The 22842-nt window shown below is 37.1% G+C and carries 21 protein-coding genes and 1 pseudogene; 8 read left to right on the top strand and 14 right to left on the bottom strand.

All coding sequences use genetic code 11. The annotated features are described in order from the left end of the window. The 3 genes and pseudogenes from F928_RS10830 to F928_RS10820 form a co-directional block, all read right to left on the bottom strand. Positions 1-451, bottom strand: a 451-nt coding sequence (locus tag F928_RS10830) for a BapA/Bap/LapF family prefix-like domain-containing protein (protein ID WP_005075184.1), incomplete at its 3' end; no start/stop codon positions are given. Positions 452-826: 375 nt separating this feature from the next. Next, a pseudogene (locus F928_RS10825) lies at positions 827-1312 on the bottom strand (HlyD family efflux transporter periplasmic adaptor subunit); the annotation flags it as partial. A gap of 615 nt (positions 1313-1927) precedes the next feature. Further along, positions 1928-2527, bottom strand: a complete 600-nt coding sequence (locus F928_RS10820) for a TetR/AcrR family transcriptional regulator (RefSeq protein ID WP_002122095.1) — start codon at positions 2525-2527, stop codon at positions 1928-1930. A 121-nt stretch (positions 2528-2648) separates the two neighbouring features. Here F928_RS10820 and F928_RS10815 point away from each other — a divergent pair, with 121 nt between their 5' ends. Then, entirely contained in the window at positions 2649-2978 is a 330-nt protein-coding gene (locus F928_RS10815; RefSeq protein ID WP_005075182.1) for a darcynin family protein, read from the top strand. A 174-nt stretch (positions 2979-3152) separates the two neighbouring features. Here the strand turns inward: F928_RS10815 and F928_RS10810 are convergent, their stop codons facing one another. Further along, positions 3153-3755 (bottom strand): YtxH domain-containing protein, encoded by a 603-nt coding sequence (locus F928_RS10810; protein WP_002122097.1) that lies wholly within the window; start codon positions 3753-3755, stop codon positions 3153-3155. Positions 3756-4129: 374 nt separating this feature from the next. On the opposite strand from F928_RS10810, the gene F928_RS10805 reads away from it, so the two are divergent. Further along, on the top strand, positions 4130-4435 hold the full coding sequence (locus F928_RS10805; RefSeq protein ID WP_031945764.1) for a darcynin family protein: 306 nt from the start codon (positions 4130-4132) through the stop codon (positions 4433-4435). 100 nt (positions 4436-4535) lie between these two features. After that, positions 4536-5831: an ImmA/IrrE family metallo-endopeptidase gene (locus F928_RS10800; RefSeq protein WP_005075179.1), complete on the top strand. Its 1296-nt coding sequence runs from the start codon at positions 4536-4538 to the stop codon at positions 5829-5831. On the opposite strand, the gene F928_RS10795 is transcribed toward F928_RS10800, so the two are convergent. The 5 genes from F928_RS10795 to F928_RS10775 all read right to left on the bottom strand — a co-directional run bounded on the left by F928_RS10795 (position 5828) and on the right by F928_RS10775 (position 11034). Continuing rightward, entirely contained in the window at positions 5828-6379 is a 552-nt protein-coding gene (locus F928_RS10795; RefSeq protein WP_002115916.1) for a TetR/AcrR family transcriptional regulator, read from the bottom strand. The genes F928_RS10800 and F928_RS10795 overlap by 4 nt on opposite strands. A gap of 686 nt (positions 6380-7065) precedes the next feature. Beyond that, complete coding sequence (locus F928_RS10790; RefSeq protein WP_000249487.1) at positions 7066-7557, bottom strand: flavin reductase; 492 nt, start codon at positions 7555-7557, stop codon at positions 7066-7068. 185 nt (positions 7558-7742) lie between these two features. Next, positions 7743-8786: a methionine synthase gene (gene metE / locus F928_RS10785; RefSeq protein ID WP_000735359.1), complete on the bottom strand. Its 1044-nt coding sequence runs from the start codon at positions 8784-8786 to the stop codon at positions 7743-7745. A 20-nt stretch (positions 8787-8806) separates the two neighbouring features. Continuing rightward, complete coding sequence (locus F928_RS10780) at positions 8807-9793, bottom strand: DUF1852 domain-containing protein (protein WP_000031350.1); 987 nt, start codon at positions 9791-9793, stop codon at positions 8807-8809. A 368-nt stretch (positions 9794-10161) separates the two neighbouring features. Continuing rightward, positions 10162-11034 (bottom strand): LysR family transcriptional regulator, encoded by an 873-nt coding sequence (locus F928_RS10775; protein ID WP_002115917.1) that lies wholly within the window; start codon positions 11032-11034, stop codon positions 10162-10164. A gap of 255 nt (positions 11035-11289) precedes the next feature. Between F928_RS10775 and F928_RS10770 the strand changes: the two genes are divergently transcribed. Next, positions 11290-11898, top strand: coding sequence for a LysE family translocator (locus F928_RS10770; protein ID WP_005075178.1), 609 nt, complete (start codon positions 11290-11292; stop codon positions 11896-11898). 102 nt (positions 11899-12000) lie between these two features. Here the strand turns inward: F928_RS10770 and F928_RS10765 are convergent, their stop codons facing one another. The 5 genes from F928_RS10765 to F928_RS10745 form a co-directional block, all read right to left on the bottom strand. Beyond that, positions 12001-13254 carry a DcaP family trimeric outer membrane transporter gene (locus tag F928_RS10765; RefSeq protein ID WP_002115924.1) on the bottom strand — a complete coding sequence of 418 codons (1254 nt, stop codon included), beginning with the start codon at positions 13252-13254 and terminating at the stop codon, positions 12001-12003. Positions 13255-13363: 109 nt separating this feature from the next. Continuing rightward, positions 13364-14410: an AbrB family transcriptional regulator gene (gene abrB / locus F928_RS10760; protein ID WP_002115870.1), complete on the bottom strand. Its 1047-nt coding sequence runs from the start codon at positions 14408-14410 to the stop codon at positions 13364-13366. Between the two features lie 49 nt (positions 14411-14459). Next, positions 14460-15959 carry a tripartite tricarboxylate transporter permease gene (locus tag F928_RS10755; protein ID WP_002115867.1) on the bottom strand — a complete coding sequence of 500 codons (1500 nt, stop codon included), beginning with the start codon at positions 15957-15959 and terminating at the stop codon, positions 14460-14462. Between the two features lie 12 nt (positions 15960-15971). Beyond that, a complete protein-coding gene (gene tctB, locus F928_RS10750; RefSeq protein ID WP_078210179.1) occupies positions 15972-16418 on the bottom strand; it encodes a tripartite tricarboxylate transporter TctB family protein in 447 nt (148 codons plus the stop codon). Positions 16419-16472: 54 nt separating this feature from the next. Continuing rightward, positions 16473-17549: a Bug family tripartite tricarboxylate transporter substrate binding protein gene (locus tag F928_RS10745; protein ID WP_031945762.1), complete on the bottom strand. Its 1077-nt coding sequence runs from the start codon at positions 17547-17549 to the stop codon at positions 16473-16475. 768 nt (positions 17550-18317) lie between these two features. Here F928_RS10745 and F928_RS10740 point away from each other — a divergent pair. From F928_RS10740 to F928_RS10725, 4 genes are all read left to right on the top strand, one after another. Beyond that, complete coding sequence (locus tag F928_RS10740) at positions 18318-19247, top strand: LysR family transcriptional regulator (RefSeq protein ID WP_002115857.1); 930 nt, start codon at positions 18318-18320, stop codon at positions 19245-19247. A 277-nt stretch (positions 19248-19524) separates the two neighbouring features. Further along, the gene (gene citA, locus F928_RS10735; protein ID WP_002115892.1) at positions 19525-20835 is read left to right on the top strand and encodes an MFS transporter; all 1311 of its coding nucleotides are present in this window, start codon (positions 19525-19527) and stop codon (positions 20833-20835) included. A gap of 91 nt (positions 20836-20926) precedes the next feature. Beyond that, positions 20927-21721 carry a substrate-binding domain-containing protein gene (locus F928_RS10730; RefSeq protein WP_005075175.1) on the top strand — a complete coding sequence of 265 codons (795 nt, stop codon included), beginning with the start codon at positions 20927-20929 and terminating at the stop codon, positions 21719-21721. A gap of 132 nt (positions 21722-21853) precedes the next feature. Continuing rightward, positions 21854-22783: a LysR family transcriptional regulator gene (locus F928_RS10725; protein ID WP_002115871.1), complete on the top strand. Its 930-nt coding sequence runs from the start codon at positions 21854-21856 to the stop codon at positions 22781-22783. The last annotated feature ends 59 nt before the right edge of the window (positions 22784-22842 follow it).

Below are 22842 nucleotides of genomic sequence, written 5' to 3'. Positions count from 1 at the left end.
TATTTAAATTATTATTTTTATCATCACTATCATGTGCCCACCACAAAATTCCTGCTGCGGTTAGCGGTACAGATAACCACGCCCATGGAGATGCAACTCCATCGTGATAAAGAAGCGGTTCTATACTATCAATATAACTATAAGTAATATTTTCTAATAATGCCCCGTTGGCATCAGTAAATTGTACCCAAATTAATTTATGATTGTTATCCTCAAAAACTAAGCTATTATCAGTTGAATAATTACTACCGTTAAAAAAATCAACTATTACTATTTGTTCACCATTTTTTAAAGTAATAATTGCATTTCGACCATCTTGTCTAATTTCGGAAACATCATCTTTATTTACTTTTATTAAAATAACAGATGCTTCGGAAAGAGAGACTGTATCCTTTGTCGTAATTTCTAAGGTTTCATGACTCTCCTTAGAAACCACCCTTATCTCTGACATATTTATTCCCCTTGTACAGGATTATTTAATTAAACCAATCCAATTTAAAGCCCTTATTTTTTGAAATAAGAAGAGCCCAAATTAAGGAATAAACTAGAGAAAACAAAAGCCAACCTCAACGCAAAAACAAATTATAAACATGAATCACGTCACGAAAAATGTGACAAAAATAAGTTTGTTTATTAACCAAATAAAAAATTAAAATAATAAATATTGTTTTTCAAAAACTTATAAATAAATAATACTCACAATAGTGTTTTAATTTTCTTATGTTTTAAAACATAAATAATAAAAACCACATATTTAAAACAAAAATTTTTATTATTAATATCTATATAGCTTTTAAATATTTAAAAGCTATATAGATTTAATTTTTTATCTTTCTCTCAAAGCTTCTTTGGCTTTATTAAATGGTTTAAGTAAGTAATCGAGTATTGTTTTTTGACCAGTACGAATATCTACTGTTGCCACCATACCCGGTGTAATACCAAAAGCTTTACCTTCTTTATTGTAAAGTTTGTCGGAATCAGTGCGGATATAAACACGATAATAGAATTGATCCTGTTTCACTTCATCACGAATGGTGTCTGGTGAAATAACCGTAACCTTACCTTTTAAACCACCATAAATTGAGTAGTCATAGGCAGTGATTTTAACCAGTGCTTCTTGTCCCGGACGAATAAAGGCAATGTCACGCGGTAAAATACGCGCTTCAATCAGCAGTTGCTCATCAATCGGTACAATCGTCATCAATTTACCGTTTTGTGGAACAACACCACCATGGGTAGTCACCGCAATTTCTTTGACGACACCACGCACTGGTGCTCTGAACACTGCACGGTCTAAACTGTCACTACGACCCCTTTTGTGAGTGATATTGATAAACTAGAAGCAATACAAAAATATATAAAAAACTTTGTACCTGATTTGATTATAAGTTGTAAATCATTGTGTGGAAGAGGCAATTTACTCATTAGAAGATCTAATCTCTTGAAATATTTTAAAACAATCCAAAACTTATTTAAAAATTATTAACCCCACACATTAAACAAATAATTTTCAGAATAATTTTCTTTAAAAAAAAATAAAGCGAAAAATGATTATTTTTTAAAAACATTAACTAAATAATTAATTTTTTTAAAATTTAAATTATAAAAATAAGTTTTAAACACACAAATTTAAAACCTAATAAAACTATACAACTCAACAGCTATAGTAAAAATTTTAAATAAAAAAAACCTACCCCTTGGGGAAGTGGTAGGCTATAAACTCTAAAAAATCATATATTAAAGATATATCATTTATTTAAAAGCAGCAATAATGATTAATTTAAATAAATTTAAAACATATGATTAAAAACATATAAAATTAATAAAAACACTCCCCCATCTATTTTATAAACACAATATATATTTTGCGAAAAAGGATGCCAATAACAGCCCTTTTTTATATCTACAGATTCATAAATTAATAATATTACGTCAGATCCAAATAACTAAATACAGCCTTTTCAACTCGCTGCTGTAAATGGTTTAAATCACTTTCCCCTGCTATGCCTGCTGCGTTAATCATTCCTTTACTTAACGCAATTACATCTTGTGCGGCTGTCTGCTCATGTGAAATACCAGAACATATAAACAAGTCAGAAATTATGGTTTCAAGTTCGTGTTGAAGTACGCTTTCCTCAACATCTTTTCCAATCAGTTCTGAAGCAAACTCTAAAGTTCGTGCCAACTGCGGACGGCTCAATTGATGTTGCACAGCAGCCTGAATGATGAGTTTTAATTTTTCTTTTAAGTCTGCGGCTTCATGCTGCTGTATGGCTTCAACAATATGGGTTGAAAGCTTGGCGCGTTCACGTCGAATTAACTCGACGATTAAAGCCTCTTTAGATGGAAAGTATTGATATAGGCTACCAATGCTTACGCCAGCAAGTTCAGCCACGGCATTTGTGTTAAATCCAGCAAAGCCTAAAGACTCCAAAATGCGAGCAGCCGCCTCTAAAATAGCTTCAAAGGTAGCCACTGATCGTGCTTGACGTGGGCGTTTACGTGGGTCTGGGAGGGTTTCTGACATGGGTCGAAATGCGAGTATTTAATGTGAGTAATCACTCATATACTGACTGAGTCATGTTGATATGACAAGTAAATGCTGTCTTTTCAATTGAGCTACAACTCGGCCCAGTCATGGAGTGGTTATGTCTAGAACCTATACTTTTTTTATTCATTTAAGAGCTTTGCCTGCTTGGTTGGCGTTACCTCGTGAAAAGCGGGCTGAGTTTAGTACACAAAAGCTTGAACCTATTTTTGAGAAGTACCCGACTGTAAAAGTTCGGTGGTATGACGTTGAAGCATTTAGCACTAAAGCCAGTGATATTGCTGTGTTTGAGACGACATCTTTGCAAGATTATTATTTTGTGATTGATGCGATTCGAGACTCTGAGTTTTGTACAGTGCCCTACTTTGAGTTTGTAGAGATTATTCCAGCAATTGAAGATGGGTATCTGGAGTATGAAAGTTCTTTATAAACTCTATTAGTCTAATTAATTAAAAATAGATATTACATATCAATTTCAAACAATTACTATAAATTTTTAAAATTTGTAAGAATATATAAAATTTAATTTATTAAAAACAAAATTTAGAAAACAAACAACACCATTACCACTTCAGGGTCATGGTGTTGTTATAAATAAGTTATTTTATTTAAACCAATTTAAAATCCATGTTTTAATATTATTAAAAGTACTAACAATAGAATCCCAAGCACCTTTTATCCATACAATAATGTCCGAAACAATTTTAACAATATAATCAACCAACCTAGTAAATAAATCATTAATTAAATCACTAATTTTTTGTGCTGCAACGATGATAAGGTTTTGAGCTACAGGAAAAGTATTACCGATTTTTTCTGCTTCTGCAAAAATCTTCTCAATATTATCATTTGCTTTCTTCTTAGCATCCTCTTTAATTTTATTCAGTTTATCTTTAAATTTTGATTGTGAACTATCAGAATTACCACTGTCTTTCAGCTCTTTAGCAGATTTTTTTAATTCTTCTTCGATAGTTGAAGCAGTATTTGTAGACAAATCCTTTGCTTGATTTTGTAAATCATTCAATTTACTTTGAACAGAATTATCTGCTAATTCACTATCATCAGCGACCAGATACTTATTCGTTGCCTCCATTAAACCTAAAGAATCTTCAACCAAATTAGGATAATATGGTATTGCCACACCATTATTAATATTATTTTGGTAGTGCTCTTTCATTTCATTTAGAACATTAACGAAGTTCGTCATATATTATTCCTATAATACTTTTTAATAATTAGTAAGATATTTATTATGATTAGAATTTTTTAAATTTTTTCATTATGATTAATATAAAATAATTCTCACCACAACACAAAATAGATTAACATAGTAAATCTATAAGTAAATATCTCACTCCACATCAATTACAAATAAAAAACAATAAAATCATTATTAAATTAAAATTAAAAATCATTTAAAAAAATCACAAAAGCGCTTAAAAAAACTACATTTTAATTAATTATTTTAAATATTAAAACAACCTAAATAATATTGTTAGCAGAAGTATTTCATAAATGTTTTAATGCGAACTGTCATCTCTAAAATATTCTCAAATTATACCCTAAACCTATACTTTTTTTATTCATTTAAGAGCTTTGCCTGCTTGGTTGGCTTTAGCTCGTGAAAAGCGGGCTGAGTTTAGTGCACAGAAACTTGAACCTATTTTTGATATGTACCCGACTGTAAAAGTTCGGTGGTATGACGTTGAAGCGTTTAGCACTAAAGCCAGTGATATTGCTGTGTTTGAGACGACATCTTTGCAAGATTATTATTTTGTGATTGATGCGATTCGAGACTCTGCATTTTGTACAGTGCCCTACTTTGAGTTTGTAGAGATTATTCCTGCAATTGAAGATGGGTATGTGGAGTATGGAAGTTCTTTATAAAAGTTTTGGTTCCACTTAATCAGGTCTTAGGCTGTTCTAAGTACATAGCCAAGCTACTGATTTTTATATATGATTAAAAAAATTCAATTCTTTTTTATACATGAATACTAAAAAGAAAGGCGACGCTTTTGAAAATTTTGTTTTTGATTATTTCTCGATCCTACTCAGAAAGGGTTACTTAGGCATTAACCCTAATCAAGCTAAAATTTACAAACAGAAAAAGTACTATTCAAAGGATAGAGAGGGCTACATTATCTTTGATGTAGCTATTGAAGTTTCCTTCTTTGAACAAGAAGATCCATTTCTGGTTATTCTTATTGAATGTAAAGATTATGGTAAAAAAGTACCTGTTGATGATATTGAGGAATTTTCAACCAAAGTTAGTCAAGTCGGAAAGCATAATACTAAGGCTATCTGCATTACTAAAAATGGCTTCCAAAAAGGAGCATTAAAAATTGCAAAAAATAGAAATATAGGACTATGGAAAATCACCACTAATGATAATCATGAAGTTATCTTTAATAGAACAATTAATAGAATAAAGAATAATGATGAAATCATAAGTAATGCACTCACTTCAGAAAATTTCCAAGATATTTCTGCTACGAATATCTTTATTCAAACACCCCTACGCTTTACAAGCATTCCAAAAGATTTAATTTATGATTTCCTTTCTTTGCAGAAAGATGTATCTCCAAAAGAATTCTTCACACAACACCGTGTAAATTCATACTCTAAAACTATCCCTTATAAATCTAAAAAAGAGTTAAGCATCCTTGCAGAAAACTTATTTGATAAATTTTATAAAAACGATGAGATAGATTTAAATGAAATAATAAATACTCTAGGTTATAAACTTATTGAGATTGATACTCCCGAACACCCCAATATTATTGGTAAGCTAGAAACTAAATTAAAAACTATTACTATTTTGGGAACTACCTTCTTTTCTCAACATCAGATTAATTTTGCAAAAGCACATGAAATAGCACATATTTTTCTTAACCATAGCAAATATATAATTTCAGAGAACTTTTCACCAGCTATGGAATCTCACTCTGTAGATATAGAAATTACCCAAAATATTGATCGACTAGAATTTCAAGCAAATTATTTTGCAGGTTGCTTACTACTGCCTGAAAATCGGTTAAAAGCAACTTTAAACTATTATTTACAACATTATGGCATCAGAAATAGAGGATTCTCACCACTCTACATTGACTCACAACCATGTAACTTTGAAAATTATAGAAGAATCATTTTACCTTTGACTGAAATTTTTAACGTTTCCCAAGAAACAATGAAAATTAGACTAACAGAATTAGGTTTAGCTCAATTTGCTTTTCAACCTACTTCTACCAATAAGGTAAAGAAGTCATATATAGATCGGTTCTAAGCCCTCCCCCAAAACCTCTCCAACACCACATCCCGTTCATCCACACGATTTGAACTTAAAACCTGTAGCATCAAGCCATCAATTAAGTTTAAAACCATGTTGGCATCGGGTTTGAGTTTGTTAGTTTCCAGACTAAAAACTAAATCAAAAATTTCTTTCAATAGCCATTTTCGGTATTCAACTGCCATGCGGTAAGCCCGAGGATAAAGCAGTTTTAATTCAAAAATGGCTTTAAACAAAAGATGGTAAAGGCTATTTACATCGACATGTAAACGGACAATTTCTTTGAGTTTATCGGCTGCGGTTGGGTAGCGGTGTGAATAGACAATTGCTAGTACTTCTTCTTTGAGTCGGCTTTTTTGAAAGATTAAACACATTTCAACAAGACGTTCTTTCGAGTGAAAGTAGTTATAAAACGTGGCTTTTGGAATTTTGGATTTTTTAATAATCAGGTCTACCCCTGCATTGTGAAATCCATGCGTGGTAAAAAGTTGGATGGCAGTTTGAACAACCTGTAATTTTTTGGAAGATCTTTCTAAAGTTGGCATAGTTTTACCGTTATAAATTCTTGTTGTTTCTAAATGAGATAAAAAGCCTGTGCCCTTTCTGGGAGAAAAAAAGGCACAGCAAAGCCGTAAGACGGTGCTTGGCACATCTCAAGTTTTGTTTTGCTAAGTTTTAAGTAAAAATGACTAAAACCTGAAAACCTTATGGCGTTCAAGCTGCTGTAAATTTTTAAGCTGTGTCGTTATAGCTTTTGGCACTGAGGGCCAAAAAATGATGGATGTGCATAGCCAACTCCTGATATTGGGAGTTCTGCCAAAGCATTCATTTGGAATTATGGTGGCAGAACGAGCAAGGGTTAGCAGACTGATAGTAAGAAATCAGCACACCCGAAGGTGTCCCTCACTCGTCCTACCGCAACGAGCGAGGGACGATTGAAACACATGAGACTACTCCTCAGAAAAGGAATAATCTGATGCTCTTACTATGCGGTCTGCTAAAACCGGCTGGCAATGTAGGCCAGCACGCAAAGCATAATCTGAGAGTTTAGAGGTGTCAATGTAGCTTTTATGACAAGTGTTTAAATTTCTTATTGTTTTTCATTAGATTAACTTAATTATTATTTTAGATATTATATTTAATTGTATTTTTTAAATTAAGTGAAGCGATCCATGCTTATTGATTTCTATCTTTTAACTTTTAATTTGAAACAACAAAAAGGAAAGTGAGATTAGACAATCTCTGTCTGCCCCACTTGGTGATAAGCACGGTTAAAATAAACCAAACTTTGGTCATGTTGGCTTTGTTTAATCGCCACAATCGGACATATAAAAATCGTATGTGTGCCGACTTGTTGAATTTGCTCAATCTCACAATCGAAACTTACCAAAGCATCGTCTAATACAGGTGAACCCGTTTCTAACTCAATCCATGCGCCATGTTTAAAGCGCTCTTCTGGTGTGAGCTTAGATGAAAATGCCTTTGAAATATGTTCGTGATGCGCGCCTAACACGTTCACAGTTAAGATTTTGTTATCTAGGAAATGTGCATGTGAACTCGCAGATTGGTTCATACACACCAATAATGTCGGAGGTGTGTCAGTCACACTACAAACAGCAGAGGCAGTAAATCCAAAACGGCCAGACATGCCTGCCGTGGTCACAACACTAACTGCACTTGTGAGTAAAGACATTGCATTTCTAAAGTCTGTTGCTTGAACCATGACATTATTCCTAAATTGAACCGTACCTTGTCCTGTGTGTTTGCTATACCGCCCAACTCCATCAGGAAGGTACTATCGACATGCGACCTGATTAGAGCGACATGTAGTAAGTAAAATGAGGGTTACTTGTTTGATTATCAACTGCCATCAAAAAAGTAACCCTTTATACCACTTATTGGTAAATATTAAGCAGTAAGATCATAACCAGTCAGTTCTCGGCGAACGATTTCTGCACCTGCACTTAAAGCATTTAACTTGCCGCGTGCCACTTCACGAGAAAGAGGTGCCATACCGCAGTTTGTGCATGGGTAAAGCTTGTCAGAATCTACAAACTGAAGCGCTTTACGTAGTGTATTGGCTACTTCTTCTGGTGTTTCAATCTGGTTAGATGCAACATCAATTGCGCCGACCATCACTTTTTTACCACGAATGAGTTCGAGTAAATCGATAGGCACATGTGAGTTGTGACATTCTAACGAGATGATATCAATGTTAGACGTTTGAAGTTTCGGGAAAGCTTCTTCGTACTGGCGCCATTCAGAACCAAGTGTCTTTTTCCAGTCAGTGTTGGCTTTAATGCCGTAACCATAGCAAATGTGCACCGCAGTTTCACATTTTAGACCTTCAATTGCGCGCTCTAAAGTCGCGATACCCCAGTCATTTACTTCGTCAAAGAATACGTTAAATGCAGGTTCGTCAAACTGAATAATATCTACACCAGCAGCTTCTAGCTCACGCGCTTCTTGGTTTAAGATTTTGGCAAATTCCCAAGCGAGTTTTTCACGGCTCTTGTAGTGACCATCGTAAAGCGTATCAATCATAGTCATTGGGCCAGGTAATGCCCATTTAATTGGTTGATTGGTTTGCTGACGTAAAAACTTCGCATCTTCAACAAACACAGGCTTTTGACGAGACACCGCGCCTACCACAGATGGCACGCTTGCATCGTAACGGTCACGAATACGAACTGTTTCGCGCTTCTCAAAATCTACGCCATTTAAGTGTTCAATAAACGTGGTCACAAAGTGTTGGCGAGTTTGTTCACCATCGCTCACAATGTCGATGCCTGCAAGTTGTTGTTCATGCAACGCCAAACGTAACGCGTCTTTTTTACCTTCAACTAAGCCTTCGTTTTCAAGTTTCCAAGGCGACCAAAGCTTTTCAGGCTCTGCAAGCCAAGACGGTTTTGGTAAGCTGCCAGCAGTTGAAGTTGGTAATAATTTTTTCATGATAATGACCCGTATGTTGATTAATTAGGAGCGTAATTAGCAGACCACTGCTCAAGAATCGCTTGGTATGGTTTGATAAATTGCTCTTCAACAAACTTCCCCTGCTCAATAGCCAAACGGCTACGTTCTTCACGGTCATACACAATTCGAGTAAGTGAATAATCTTCGTGTTTCAAGCTTGGTTGATAAGATTTTCCAGCCACTGAATTTGCATTGTAAATTTCAGGACGGTAAATCTTTTGGAATGTTTCCATCGTACTAATGGTACTAATCAACTCAAGGTTGGTGTAATCACTCAACAAATCGCCTGTAAAATAGAACGCTAACGGCGCAACGCTATTTGGCGGCATGAAGTAGCGAACTTTTAAGCCCATTTTTTGGAAATATTCATCAGTTAATGAATAGTCTTCTTGCTTGTATTCAACACCTAAAACAGGATGTTCGTTTTCAGTACGGTGATACTCTTTAGTCGTCGAAACGCTTAAGCAAATTACAGGTGCCTTTTTAAAGTTGGCTTTGTAAGTTTCAGAGTTAATAAAGCTCTTAAACAAGTTACCGTGTAATTCACCAAACTTTTCTGGCGTGCTAAAAGTCGACTTGTTTTTGTTGTGATCTAACAACAGCACACTAAAGTCATAGTCACGTACATAAGACGAGAAGTTGTTGCCTACAATACCTTCGATGCGTTCATTGGTTTTCTTATCAACAATATTGGTTTTCAATATTTCGATGAGAGGAAGCCCGCTAGTACGGTTTTCGGCATCAATGTTCATTTCAACTGAAATGATTTCAAGTTCAACGCCATAGCGGTCGCCTTTAGGGTTGTCCCAATGAGCTAAGGCATTGAAACGATTGTCGATCATCTGCAATGTATTGCGCAAATTCTCTTCGCGGCTCATCCCTCTTGCCAAGTTAGCAAAGTTGGTTGTAATACGTGTATTGTCTGCTGGACGATAGTTCTCATCGAAACAAATACTCTTAATCGTAAATGTAAATTCTTTACTCATTGTGATCAGTACCCTAATTTCTGAGATAAAACCTAAATAAAAACCTTTTGCTCTTTTTAAACTTTCCAGACTTGTCAGATTTGTGCCTTATGGTCTTATCAAAGTGAATAACTGGAGCGCTTCAGAGCATGAATAGATTTATACCGCAATCAGAACATGAATAAAAATGATTTAGTCTCATTACAAACTGAGTGAAATTCATGTTTAGGGTTTAATAAATAAGTATGAAGTTAAATATTTTTCATCTTAGGAAATTTTAGTCAGCAAAAATTCAATTTACGGCACTCACACGGTGCCTTAATCATTTCAAATATTTATTATTAGTTTCAAAAGTTTAAAAAGAAAAATTCAATTTAAAAAGAATCAACCTAAAGTAATTTATGCTGACTTTCATTCATCTCTGCTTTTAGCCATTCTAAAAATATGGTTTTACGTGAATCTTCCTCAAAAGCGCTATGAGAAAGTAAAAAATAAGCTGAATTATCTTGCACAACAGGTGAAATTTTTTTCAGTAAGTTCCACTCAAGCTCTTTTTCAATCATATAAATTGAGATGACTGTTGCGCCAAGTCCCGCCAAACAGCCTTCTAAGCATAGATAAAAATGTTCGAGTTCAACTTTGGTGTAGCCTTTTAAACTCTGCTTTAACTCAGCAATGCGACTCGTACTTTTGAAAAAATTTGGTCTAGAGGTCGAAATGAGTATGTCGTTGGTTTCCGATGGCTTAGTTGCTTGAACGAGAGCGATATATTCATCGGCAATCTTTTCGCTATAAATATGCTCTCCCCAATCAAAGTCATTTCGGCGAATTGCGATATCAATATTATCTTTTTCAAAATCGACCACACCGCCTGCTGTGAGTAGCACAACCTCAAAATCATGACCAAGCTTTTTAAATTTTGATAACCGTGGAATAAGCCATTTCATGGAAAGCGTCGGTTCACACGACAAAACCAGTTGTTTGTTGTGAATTTTAGGCTGGCTGAGTTCTATTAAACATTCATCGAGTTGACCAAACACCTGATGGCAACAACTTAATAAAATTTCACCCTGCTCGGTCATCACAAGTGTTTTATTTTTTCGATCGAACAAAGTCGTATTTAAAGCTTCTTCTAAATTATAAATTTGTTTACTAACCGCACTTTGCGTCACAAATAATTTCTTTGCAGCTAAAGTAACACTGCCATACTTCGCCACAAAGTAGAAAAATTTTAATGAATTCAGCGATATTCTCTCAATCATTCCAAAAACTCATAAATGTGTAGTCGTTTTTATCGATTTTTATTTTTAGGTTTCTGTTCAAAATAAAAATCATCTTTATTAAAACCTATTTTAGATGATGAAAAACATATTAAATATCGATGTCTATCTTCCCAAATGTAAAACCCTAATCTTTCTCACGAAAAGAATAACAGCTTTAAGTAAAACAGTTCTCCTCTCAAATACATTCCACAAAGTACAGATCAACCCCCTAGTTTTCAGTGAGGATGCAAGATAATGGCAGAGTTTATTGCGGTTATTCTCATCACGATTTTGGCGGTGGTTAGCCCCGGCGCTGACTTCGCGATCGTTACCAAAAATAGTTATCTGTACGGCAGAAAAATAGGTGTATTCACTTCACTCGGCATATCGCTTGGCGTGTTGGTGCATGTGACCTATACGCTAGTCGCCGTTGCGTTTGTGATGACTTATACGCCACAAATTTTGAATATTGTTAAGTATATTGGCGCGCTTTATATGATCTATATTGGCTATAAAACTTTTACTCAAAAACCAGTTTTAGACACTGCTGCTTTAAATTTTATAGGTACTTTGCAAGCCATAAAATACGGCTTTTTTACCAACGCCCTGAACCCTAAAACCACGCTATTTGTGATTAGCACCTATACGCAAATTGTGAGTTTAACTACACCTAAAACTATTCTTTTGGCTTATGGCTTTTTTATGTCTTTTGCCCATTTTGTATGGTTTTCACTGGTGGCTGTGCTGTTTTCATCCATGCTACTGAGACAGAAAATGTTAGCCAAGCAAGTACAGATTAATAAAGTGATTGGCTCTATTTTATGTGTCTTAGGCGTGATTTTGCTTTTTACTAAGTTTCAGTAGAGGGACTTGATTGCTAAAGCGATAATAAATACAGAGCATCGCTTTAGCTTATGTCGGTCAATAGATTAAGAAATTACATGACTTAACCATATAAGCGCTCATCTAAAATTCATATTTCGCCATCATTTCTATACGCTTATCTTTTCCTACTTGCTGGCTGACAGTGTTACGCTCACCATAGACATACTCAACCCCAAAAGTTAGTGGTTTATTGGGTTTAAACATCAAATTCGCCCAACTCTGTTGTAACTTTTTATTGGCATCTTTTGTTATTAGATCTTTATCTTCATAGATCAATGCACCATGACCTATTGTGCCCCTTAGCTTTTCATTAAATTGATAAGTAAGACCCAATTGAAATGCATCAAAATCAATTAATTCGACATCATCCCCGTTTTGAATATGACGGACATTATCTGAAGTTACCAGTAATAACTTATTGTCTCCAGAAACATGCGAATAGTTGCTATTAAATAATAAGGATGGCGTGATTTTATAGCGAAGACCTAATGCGGCACCCCATCCCGTTTTAGTTTCATCATTTTCATTGCGTAGACGTACTTCTTGGATCAAACCACGCGCAGTCATTACGCCTTTGTCCGTGGCAAATTCATATTTCAATTTACTCGCCAGTAAAGGCAGACGGTTCTCGTCATTGCCTTTTTCTAAGCTTAAGAAAGAAGAGGTTGATGCATTAATTGGCCCAGAATAACGCACCATTGGATTACGATTAGTACCACCACCTAATGCTGTATTTGAATCCAACATTTCTGGTGCTGTTTCAGTTGAAAGAAAAGTAGACGTCGTTTGACCAATCAACCACCGATCATAGTTTAAATAAACATGTCGCAGACGGGCATTGTCTTTATTTGTCCCACCACGGAAATCTATTTCAATTTTCCCTTTTAACGTCTTTTTCCCTACCGGAGTATTAAAATCTAAACCAATACGAGAGGCATTGACGGTCGAATCCAAGCGATCTTCAGTCGATTTTTTATCAGGATCACCATCTAGTAACACACCATTAATGCGGTTAAACATACCTTTCGCACCTTCAAACTGATAGGCAGTATCAGCACGAACAAAGCCATACAAATTAACATTGGCACCTGATTTTGTTTGCCATTTGAATATAGCTTGAGTATTTTTTTCAGGCGGCGTAATAACACTTGCCGTAGGTACGTGTGGAACCTGTACGCTATTTGTAGGTATTGCTTGCTGAGCCTGAAGCATTTGTCGGAGTTCATTCACTTCTGCACGTAACTGTTCAAGTTCACTGCTCTGATTGGCATGGGTAAATGTAGTAATCGTGGTCAAGCTAACGATTACTACTGTCTTAGGTGAGTTAAATTTCATTTTGCATTCCTTTGTTTTATTTCAATAAAGCGTGCTGTTCATCCATTTACAAAAATTGTAGATATAGTCCCCCCTTAAGTAGCTTTTCAGCTCTTTAAAAATGTCTTACTTACTTTTTAGATTTAAAAAACAATTGCAGACTGTATTGATAAAAAAAGCGTGTAGTGAGAATTACAAAAATTAATCTTGAGAGTTGAAAGGAAACAACGATGGGTACTGCGAGTCCGAGAGCTTTAGCCATCAGTGACATTTCTGCGATGCCTCCAGGTGAAAGCCCTAAAATCAAGATTTGTTTTTCTGTATGACTTAAATTAACCAGTAATAAAGCAACGCTGATCGATAGCGCTAAAGCCAGTAAATTGAATATCAGTGTGATTCCAATAAATTTTTTATTTTTCCTTAAAAAGCTAAATGGAAATTTGCTACCTAGTGACCAACCAATACAGACTTGACCAAAGGCAGTAAACCATTCAGGCAATTTCATCTGAAGTATTCCACAAAATGACAATAACCCAATAATGGCGAGTGGCCCCAAAATCCAAGCATTCAAAAGATTAAAAAATTGAAAAACCTTACCCACAAACAGAGCCAGACAAAACAGTAAGACGACCTGAAAAAAGCTAAATTGATCCGACACTGGTATCTTTAAACCAGTCCATTGAACATGAAAATAAAGTTCCATAAAAATTGGGACCATCACAACCAAAATCACAATTCTCAAACTATGGGCAGCAACGACTTTATCGACTTGAGCCTGATACCGTTCTGCAATATTCACCATTTCACTGGCACTGCCAATGGCCGAAGAAAACCATGCTGTTGCCCAATCCAAGGCATTAATTCGATATTGCAATCCAGCCAGTAATGTACCCAACACAAGTGACCATGCCAAACCTATGAGGATAAAGCCCCAATATGCTGCCACTGCCTGTACCAAAGCTGGTGAAAAGTATAGGCCTAAAGCCATACCGATAATGACCTGCCCTATGCGTCGCCACTGGGGATCACAGGCAAGTGGATGACCAACACTACCGAACAATAAGGCCGTCAATAAAGGTCCAAGCAACCAAGGCAAGGGAATATGCAAGTATTTGGCTATTAAAGCTCCGACCAGAGCAATTGCTAATCCTTTGAGATTTGAGCTTATTTTTTCCATAATTCAGAGCAATAATAGCCAACCAATGCTGACTATTATTGCTGTCCTATTAAGCTTGTTGCTTTTTGATAAACAAGTATTTACGAACGATTGGCAAGATCAATAATAATCCTGACATGATCCAAAGTCCTATACTAATCTTACTGCTCCATAAGACATCAAGTTCCCCTTGAGAAATTGAAAGTGCACGGCGCAGATTCGATTCCATTAATTCGCCAAGTACAAAACCAAGAATCAGTGGAGCTAAGGGAAAATCAAATTTTCTGAGAATATATCCACATACACCTAAGCCCATACATAACAGCAAGTCAAAGATATTGCTATGAATAGCATACACACCAACAAAACTCACACTTGCGATGATCGGAATCAGAATGTAATTAGGAATACTCAGCATGCGGGCAAAGAAGCCTACCAATGGCAAGTTTAATACCAACAGAATGATATTACCCACCATAAGCGATGCAATCAGCGACCACACCAATACAGGTTGCTGAACAAATAACTGCGGACCTGGTGCGATGTTGTACATAAGCAATGCGCCCATCATGACCGCAGTCGTCCCCGAGCCCGGCACACCTAGTGTCAACATGGGTACAAATGAACCACAAGCGGCTGCGTTATTCGCACTTTCTGGTGCAGCAAGCCCACGTAAATCACCTTTACCAAACTTGCTACTATCCTTTGCCATTTTTCGCTCAGTGGTATAGGCCATTGCACTTGCAACGGTTGCGCCTGCTCCTGGAAGAATACCCAAGAAGAAACCAATCACTGAACTGCGGATAATAGCAACTAACGAGAAAATGAACTCTTTAAGATTAAAAAGAGAACGCTTTCCTTGTTTTAAAGCAACTTGACCAATTGTCGTACGTTCGAGCATTAATAGGATTTCGCTTACACTAAATAGGCCAATAACCAAAGTAGTAAAAGCAATACCGTCACTTAAACCCACACTGTTAAAGGTAAAGCGATATACACCTGTAATTGCATCCATCCCTACAGTTGAAAGTGCTAGGCCCATGAGTGCCATAATTAAAGTTTTAAACGGCTGCGTACTAACCAGACCAGTTAAACAAACAATTGCAAAGACCATCAGAGCAAAATATTCAGCGGGACCAAACGCAATTGCCCATTTCGCCAATATAGGAGCAAACAGCACAATCCCAATAAAGGCAACAGTACTTCCAACAAAGGAACTGACCGATGACAAAGACAATGCAATTCCTGCCTTACCTTGCTGTGCCAATGGATAACCATCTAACGTGGTCATAATGGCTCCAGCATCTCCGGGTACGTTTAACAGAATCGCTGAAATACGTCCGCCATATTCACAGCCCAAATAAACTGCTGCCAATAAAATCAAGGCACTATCTACGGGTAAACCCAAAGCGTAAGCAAACGGCAATAAAATTGCCACACCATTAATTGGACCTAAACCCGGTAATAAGCCAACAATCGTTCCAATAAATGCGCCAATCAAAGCAATTAAAAGATTCTGCGGCTGCAAGGCAACCTCAAACCCCATCATTAAAAAACTTAATACATCCATATCGGGTCATCCTTAACCAAAAAATCCAAGTGGTAATGGCACATCCAAGAAACGGTCAAACATATAGTAGGTACTCATGCTCAGTACCAAACCTGTCACCAAAACCGGTATGGTTTTGCCATGGAAAAGTTTGCCCACTGCAATGGTCATCAACAGGGTTGCAACAATAAAGCCGAGCCATTCAAAAACTAATGCATACAACGTTAAAGCCACCGCACATAACGTTAACTTAACGACTAATTTTTTTGTCCATCCCAATTCCACAGGTTCAAACATAATGGCTGGTCGAATAGTGAGATACGCTGCACTCGCTGTAATTAAGCCCATTAATAAAATAGGAAAAGCTTTAGGGCCCACTGGATCGTAGGAAATTGGGGCTTCAAAATTGCTCGCATAAATCAACAAAAATAACCCACAAACCGTAATAATGGCGGTAAGAATCCGTTCAGATTTCATCATCTATCCTCAGAAAAAAACTGAGCTGAAAAATAGCTTCTCAACCCAGCCGATTTGTTATTGTGATAATTTATATTCTTGCGATAACTGCCGCATTTCCTCGGTTTGTTTATAAACATAAGCTTTGAGTTCTTCACCTGTCAGCTGAAATGGGAGTAGATCCTGATTTTCACGGACTGCATCAAATTTCTGGTTAGCCATCATTTTATCGAAGGCATTTTTCCACCAACCATAAGCTTCATCACTGACCTTTGGTCCCATATAGAAACCACGGATGACTGGCCACTCAATGTCATAGCCTTGCTCTTTTGCAGTAGGTAATTTTGAGAACTTCCCGTCTAAACGCTTGTTAGCAAAAACTGCCAAAACCCGAATATCACCAGACTCTAGGTATGAACTGACTTCACTAATATTGCCCACCCCAACTTGAATATGCTGCCCCAGTAATGAAGTCAGCACTTCCCCACCGCCTTCAAGTGCAACAAATCTTAAATCGGCAGGACTAATACCTGCTTTTTTTGCCAACATTGCTGTTTGCATCCAGTCTTGACCACCTACACTTCCTGCACCACCAAAGCTAAGTGCTTTTGGGTTTTCTCGGAGTGCTTTCATCAAGTCATCGAGGTTTTTCAATGGTGAGTCTTTATGTACCGAAACCAGACCATAATCGACGGCGACCCCAGACAACCATTTCACATCTTTTTCAGTGAAGTGTCCGAATTTTCCTTGTGCTAAGTTCAAAAGTGAACCAGTGGAAAATGCAACCACGGCATTATTATTCGCAGGATCACTGTTTACGATCTTGTTATAGGCTACGGCTCCTACCCCACCTGGCATATAGGTTACGCGTATTGGATCTTTGAGCTGGTCTGTTTGTTTAAAACCAGATTGAATTAATTTACAGGTCATATCAAACCCGCCACCCGGCTTGGCTGGGGCTATACATTCCGGACGTTTTGGCTGACCCGCCTCTTTAGAAGCATTTCCTGAACCACACCCAGCCATTGTCACACTGACGCATGTTAATGCGAGTAAAGTTAAATTTTTCATGTTACATACATCCTTATAACGTTTTGCTCTATTCATATTTTGATTTTTACCAATCTCAGTAATCGACCTCCTTGGCACGATCATGCTTATTGGTTTTTAGTTTTGGTCTTATGTTTTGAAATGCGCTTTTTCACAGCGAACTTCAGTAATGCAGCGTTACTATAAAAATTACGAATCAAGCGACTGAAAGAAATAGCTAAGGAGAGGGAAAGTTAGGACAATCACCAGATCTATAATGAGAATTAAAACCTTTGCAAAAATATCTAAAAATGCTTCGGTTAAATAATACTGATGAATAACAACAAGATAGTAAAAACGTAATCTATTGAGTTGTCTTTTGCATATCCATGCTATGGGTAACGTTAATATTTAAATAAATAAACTTATTTACCCAATTTTCCCTTCTGATCAAATGAGCTAAATACTCATATATTTTTCCAATAGTTATTTAATCAATTACTCTTCTTCATCATTTGAAAATCCATCATATTTTTTAATGCATCATGCATTTAATGTGCTCCCTTTTTCATTTGAAAAGATTAAAGCACAGATCAAGAAAACATCGTGATACCAATAAATTAAAGGGGGCATTAGTAAAATTAAATAGGTTAAAATTCTAAGAAAAGGGAAGTGAAAGACTGAAAATCTAGCGATAAATTTATCGTAATAATAAATAAAAGTTAGAGAATAAATTTTAATATTAAATTTGAAAAAGATCGTTTTATTGTTTTTAGAATATCAAATTGAAGATCTTTTTTATGGATTGCTGTTAATATTAAAGCACATGATAGATTTCCCAATCCTTCATATCTGTACAAATTAAATCAAGGATGATGAGCGAACATATTTATTATGGAAATCAAACAAATAAAATATTTTTTAACTGTGGTTGAAGCAGGTAGTATTGGTAAAGCTGCCCAAAAACTCGATGTGGGTGCTTCTGCTATTAGCCAGCAAATTAGTAAATTAGAACAAGAGCTAAGCATTCGCCTATTACAGCGTAATGCCTTTGGTGTAACCCCTACTCCAGCAGGTCTCGCCTTTTTAAAACATTCTCAACTTATTTTACGTCAAGTGAACTTCGCGGTAGATGCTGCTCATTCTGCACGACTATCTGGACATGTCAGCCTTGGCTTTCCACCGACGATTACTGCTTTGATTGGCATCCCTTTAATGAAACTAATGTCTGAACGTTACCCAGACATTCGTTTAGAGATTGTGGAAACGCTATCGGGCAATCTAATTCAATCCATTAACTCGCGTCAGCTCGATATCGCGATTATTTTTACCAATGAAATTGATAAACAGTGGTCAATACAGCCTTTGGTACGCGAGCAAATGTATTTAATGGCACGCAAGGAAGTACTAGAAAAATATGGTCTTGCCGAATGCATCAAAAGTGGTGTGATTCAGTCTCAACAAATTGGAGACCTTCCTTTAGTATTACCACGCCAGCGCCATAGTTTAAGAAAGTTGCTTGAGCACAAGATTGGTCAGCTTAATGTCGTCTATGAAATTGATGGCCTACACTTACTCATGGATAGTCTAATTCACCTCGACCTTGCCAGTGTCCGCCCAGGTAGCGCTTGTCTGCAAGAGTACAAACATAAGCTTCAATTACTCAAGTTAGTAGACCCTGAAGTTGAACGAATCAATTACTTGGTAAGCCTTGCCGAAGAAGAATTATCACCTGCTGCACTTGCCGCAAAGTCAGCCATTAAGGCATGTGTGAAAGATTTGATTCAAAACCAGATTTGGCCATGTTCTGAAATTATTTTATAAAGAGTCATTAATTTTATTAAATACCTAATTAATTTTGCCCTCTCACTCCCTCCTGCTTTTTGAGATTACATTTTCGTCCGAATGATAAGTGGTTTTCTGCTTATCGAAATATAGATGTGTAGTTTGAACTGGAAACAAGGCATCACATTTTCTGCAAAGGACCTCGCTAAATCTCATCTCTAACCCATTTGCTCTTTAGATTTATTGATTGAATCAATTTAGGTCCAGCCTCGAAAATCGTGAATGTTTCCATTTTGTCAGGCCAAGGAGGTCTCCAATGGATGTCGTGAATAACCGTAGGGCTACTTTTAAAAAAATATTAAATGTAACGAGTGGCAACTTTTTAGAGCAGTACGACTTTTTTCTTTTTGGTTTCTATGCCACTTATATCGCGGCAAAATTTTTCCACTCTGAAAATGAATATGTCTCTTTAATGATGACATTTACCGTATTTGCTGCGGGTTTTCTTATGCGTCCTCTCGGCGCTATTTTCCTGGGCGCTTATGTCGACAGAGTTGGTCGACGTAAGGGTCTTATTGTTACTTTAAGTCTTATGGCCATCGGAACCATCTTAATTACCTTTGTACCGGGTTATGAAACCATAGGTATTATTGCGCCGATTTTGGTGGTGATTGGACGTCTATTACAAGGCTTCTCGGCAGGTGTTGAATCTGGCGGTGTTTCTATTTATCTCGCAGAGATTGCAACGGATAAAAATCGCGGATTTATCACAAGCTGGCAGTCTGGCAGCCAACAAGTTGCTGTTGTATTTGCCGCATTACTTGGCTATTGGCTCAACACCATCTTAACTACGGCTCAAGTGGGTGAATGGGGCTGGCGTATTCCGTTCTTAATCGGTTGTTTGATTATTCCTTTAATCTTCTTGTTCCGTCGTACGTTAGAGGAAACTGAAGACTTTAAATCGCAAAAGACTCACCCTTCAACGAAAGAAATTTTTAGCACACTGGCAACCAACTGGCGCATCGTCCTTGCAGGTATGATGATGAGTGCCATGACCACGACCACTTTCTACTTTATTACGGTTTACACCACAGTGTATGCAAAACGTACTTTAGAAATGTCAGTAACAGACAGCCTTTTAGCAACCGTGTTTGTTGGTTTATCTAATTTCTTCTGGTTACCAATGGGTGGTTTGCTTTCAGACAAAATTGGTCGCCGTCCAGTACTAGTCGGTATTACCACACTTGCTCTCTTTACAAGTTATCCAGTTTTAAGTTGGTTAGTGAGCAACATTAGCTTCTCAAACCTTCTAATTACGCTTGCTTACTTCTCATTCTTCTTTGGAATGTACAACGGAACCATGGTCGCAACCCTTGCAGAAGTGATGCCGAAACGTGTACGTACAGTTGGTTTCTCCTTAGCGTTTAGCCTTGCAGCCGCTATTTTTGGTGGTATGACCCCAATGGCTTGTACCTTCCTTGTCGAAAACACAGGCAACCCAAGTACCCCTGCTTTCTGGCTCATGCTTGCTGCGGTCTGTAGCCTCATCTCAAGCTTGTATCTATGCCGCGGTTCTAAACAGAAAAATACTGACGCGATTGCTGAACCTGCAAAGATTAGCGCTTAAAACAACAACTACTTAACTTGAAATTTTAATGAACAGTACGGCAGATCTTACGTCTCCGTACTGTGTTCTCCTGTCATTAAAGCGAGATACTATGAAAAAGTCCCCTATCTTCATGACCATTTGCCTAGCTGGTGCTGGCTTAGGCTCAACTCTTACTAACGCAGATACAATCGAAGTGATTAGCTCAGGTGGTTTTTATTCATCTATGGAAAAACTCATTCCATTATTTGAAAAACAAACAGGTCATACTGTGCATCTCTCGTCTGGTTCATCAATGGGTGCATCACCAACTGCAATTCCAAATCGACTCGATCGTGGTGAACGTTTTGATGTGGTGGTCTTGGCTGCTCCTGAACTCAACAAGCTCGCAGAAAAGGGTTATGTAGAACCCAATTCACAAAGTCCTTTAGTCAATTCAAGCATCGGCATGGCTGTGCCTAAAGGTGCACCAAAGCCAGATATTAGTTCTGCAGAAAAATTTGAAAAAGTTTTATTAAATGCCAAGCACATCGGCTATTCAGCAAGTGCGAGCGGTACGCATCTTGAAAAAGATGTTTTCCCAAGCTTCCCGCCTGTCGAGTACAAAGTAATTTCGAGTAAGGCAGAAAAAGTGGTAGGTGACCGCGTTGCAAAACGTATCGCCGAAGGCCAGTTTGATATTGGTTTCCAGCAAATTAGTGAAATCAAACCTTTTACTGGCAAATATGGTCAAGTTGAATTAGTCGGCCCAATCCCTGCACCGTATCAAAAAGTGACGGTATTTGCGGCAGGTATTGGTAAAAACTCGGAACATGCAAAAGTCGCAAAAGAGTTAATTAAATTTGTGAAATCGCCACAAGCAACACAAATTATTGAAGAACAGGGTCTTGAGCAGGTTAAAGAATAAAAGCTCTAAAAGGTAACATCTTGAGATGATGTTGCCTTTTCTCTTTTAATGGTTTACTCAAAGCAATAGAACAAAAACTATAGCGATAAACCAGTGTAGAATTAATCCATAAAGGTTAATGTAGTATTTGCCGTGGAACTCAAACAATTAAAGTATTTTATTGCAGTGATCGAGTCAGGAAGCTTGGGTAAAGCTGCAAAAAATCTCGATATTGGAACTTCTGCATTAAGCCAGCAAATCTCAAAATTAGAAAGTGAACTTTCCATTCGCCTTTTACAACGTACTGCCTTGGGTACGGTTCCCACCCCAGCGGGTTTAGCTTTTTTTCAACAAGTGCAACTGGCACTTAGACACCTAGACCATGCCGTAGACTCTGCGCATTCTTCACGTTTAAGTGGCCACGTCACCGTCGGTTTTTCGCCGAGTGTTGCAGCAGTTATTGGCACGCACTTTTTAAAACTCATGAGAAATCGTTACCCCGACATTAAAGTCCGTTTAATCGAAGGGTTATCGGGTGACTTAAAAGCTTTAGTTAATGCAAGACAACTCGATGTTGCCATTATCTTTAGTGATGATGTTGACCCACAGTGGGCCATACAGCCTTTAGTCAAAGAACAGATGTTTTTAATCTCACCTAAAGAAGTGCTGAGTCAGTACGGGCTTGAAAACTGTATAGACACTCAGACCATTAATCATTCACAGCTTAAAGAACTCCCTCTGATTTTACCAAGTCAACGACATGGACTGCGTTTACTGCTCGAACAGAAAATTCATCAGCTTAAAGTGGCCTATGAAATTGATGGGCTGCATTTGTTAATGGAAAGCATTAGCCAACTCGAAATGGCAACTATTCAACCTGCGGGTGCATCATTAAACTCAAGGCAAGACCTCTGTTTACTACGCGTTGTAGAACCTGCTATTGAGCGTATTAACTATTTAATTAGTCTCTCTGAAGAAGAACTCTCGCCTGCTACTTTAGCCACGAAAGTAGTGATTCGCGCCTGTGTAGCAAACTTGATTAATGAAAAGCGCTGGCCCGGTGCGGAACTCATAAACACTTAAGCTGTTAGTGTTTATTTTTACTAAACACCCATTCAAGCCTAGCCTCTCACTTCACCTTT

It is taken from the genome of Acinetobacter pittii ATCC 19004 = CIP 70.29 (genome assembly GCF_000369045.1).
Classification (GTDB): domain Bacteria; phylum Pseudomonadota; class Gammaproteobacteria; order Pseudomonadales; family Moraxellaceae; genus Acinetobacter; species Acinetobacter pittii.
This window is presented reverse-complemented; position numbering and strand designations above follow the sequence as displayed.

What these genes read in the sequence shown, in the direction of transcription:
- citA (WP_002115892.1), top strand. Translation starts at nt 19,525, where the DNA reads ATGGATGTCGTGAATAACCGTAGGGCTACTTTTAAAAAAATATTAAAT.
- F928_RS10795 (WP_002115916.1), bottom strand. Translation starts at nt 6,379, where the DNA reads ATGCCAACTTTAGAAAGATCTTCCAAAAAATTACAGGTTGTTCAAACT.
- F928_RS10745 (WP_031945762.1), bottom strand. Translation starts at nt 17,549, where the DNA reads ATGATCGTGCCAAGGAGGTCGATTACTGAGATTGGTAAAAATCAAAAT.
- F928_RS10775 (WP_002115917.1), bottom strand. Translation starts at nt 11,034, where the DNA reads ATGATTGAGAGAATATCGCTGAATTCATTAAAATTTTTCTACTTTGTG.
- F928_RS10770 (WP_005075178.1), top strand. Translation starts at nt 11,290, where the DNA reads ATGGCAGAGTTTATTGCGGTTATTCTCATCACGATTTTGGCGGTGGTT.
- F928_RS10740 (WP_002115857.1), top strand. Translation starts at nt 18,318, where the DNA reads ATGGAAATCAAACAAATAAAATATTTTTTAACTGTGGTTGAAGCAGGT.
- F928_RS10780 (WP_000031350.1), bottom strand. Translation starts at nt 9,793, where the DNA reads ATGAGTAAAGAATTTACATTTACGATTAAGAGTATTTGTTTCGATGAG.
- F928_RS10810 (WP_002122097.1), bottom strand. Translation starts at nt 3,755, where the DNA reads ATGACGAACTTCGTTAATGTTCTAAATGAAATGAAAGAGCACTACCAA.
- F928_RS10790 (WP_000249487.1), bottom strand. Translation starts at nt 7,557, where the DNA reads ATGGTTCAAGCAACAGACTTTAGAAATGCAATGTCTTTACTCACAAGT.
- metE (WP_000735359.1), bottom strand. Translation starts at nt 8,786, where the DNA reads ATGAAAAAATTATTACCAACTTCAACTGCTGGCAGCTTACCAAAACCG.
- F928_RS10820 (WP_002122095.1), bottom strand. Translation starts at nt 2,527, where the DNA reads ATGTCAGAAACCCTCCCAGACCCACGTAAACGCCCACGTCAAGCACGA.
- abrB (WP_002115870.1), bottom strand. Translation starts at nt 14,410, where the DNA reads ATGGAAAAAATAAGCTCAAATCTCAAAGGATTAGCAATTGCTCTGGTC.
- F928_RS10730 (WP_005075175.1), top strand. Translation starts at nt 20,927, where the DNA reads ATGAAAAAGTCCCCTATCTTCATGACCATTTGCCTAGCTGGTGCTGGC.
- F928_RS10800 (WP_005075179.1), top strand. Translation starts at nt 4,536, where the DNA reads ATGAATACTAAAAAGAAAGGCGACGCTTTTGAAAATTTTGTTTTTGAT.
- F928_RS10765 (WP_002115924.1), bottom strand. Translation starts at nt 13,254, where the DNA reads ATGAAATTTAACTCACCTAAGACAGTAGTAATCGTTAGCTTGACCACG.
- F928_RS10815 (WP_005075182.1), top strand. Translation starts at nt 2,649, where the DNA reads ATGTCTAGAACCTATACTTTTTTTATTCATTTAAGAGCTTTGCCTGCT.
- tctB (WP_078210179.1), bottom strand. Translation starts at nt 16,418, where the DNA reads ATGATGAAATCTGAACGGATTCTTACCGCCATTATTACGGTTTGTGGG.
- F928_RS10755 (WP_002115867.1), bottom strand. Translation starts at nt 15,959, where the DNA reads ATGGATGTATTAAGTTTTTTAATGATGGGGTTTGAGGTTGCCTTGCAG.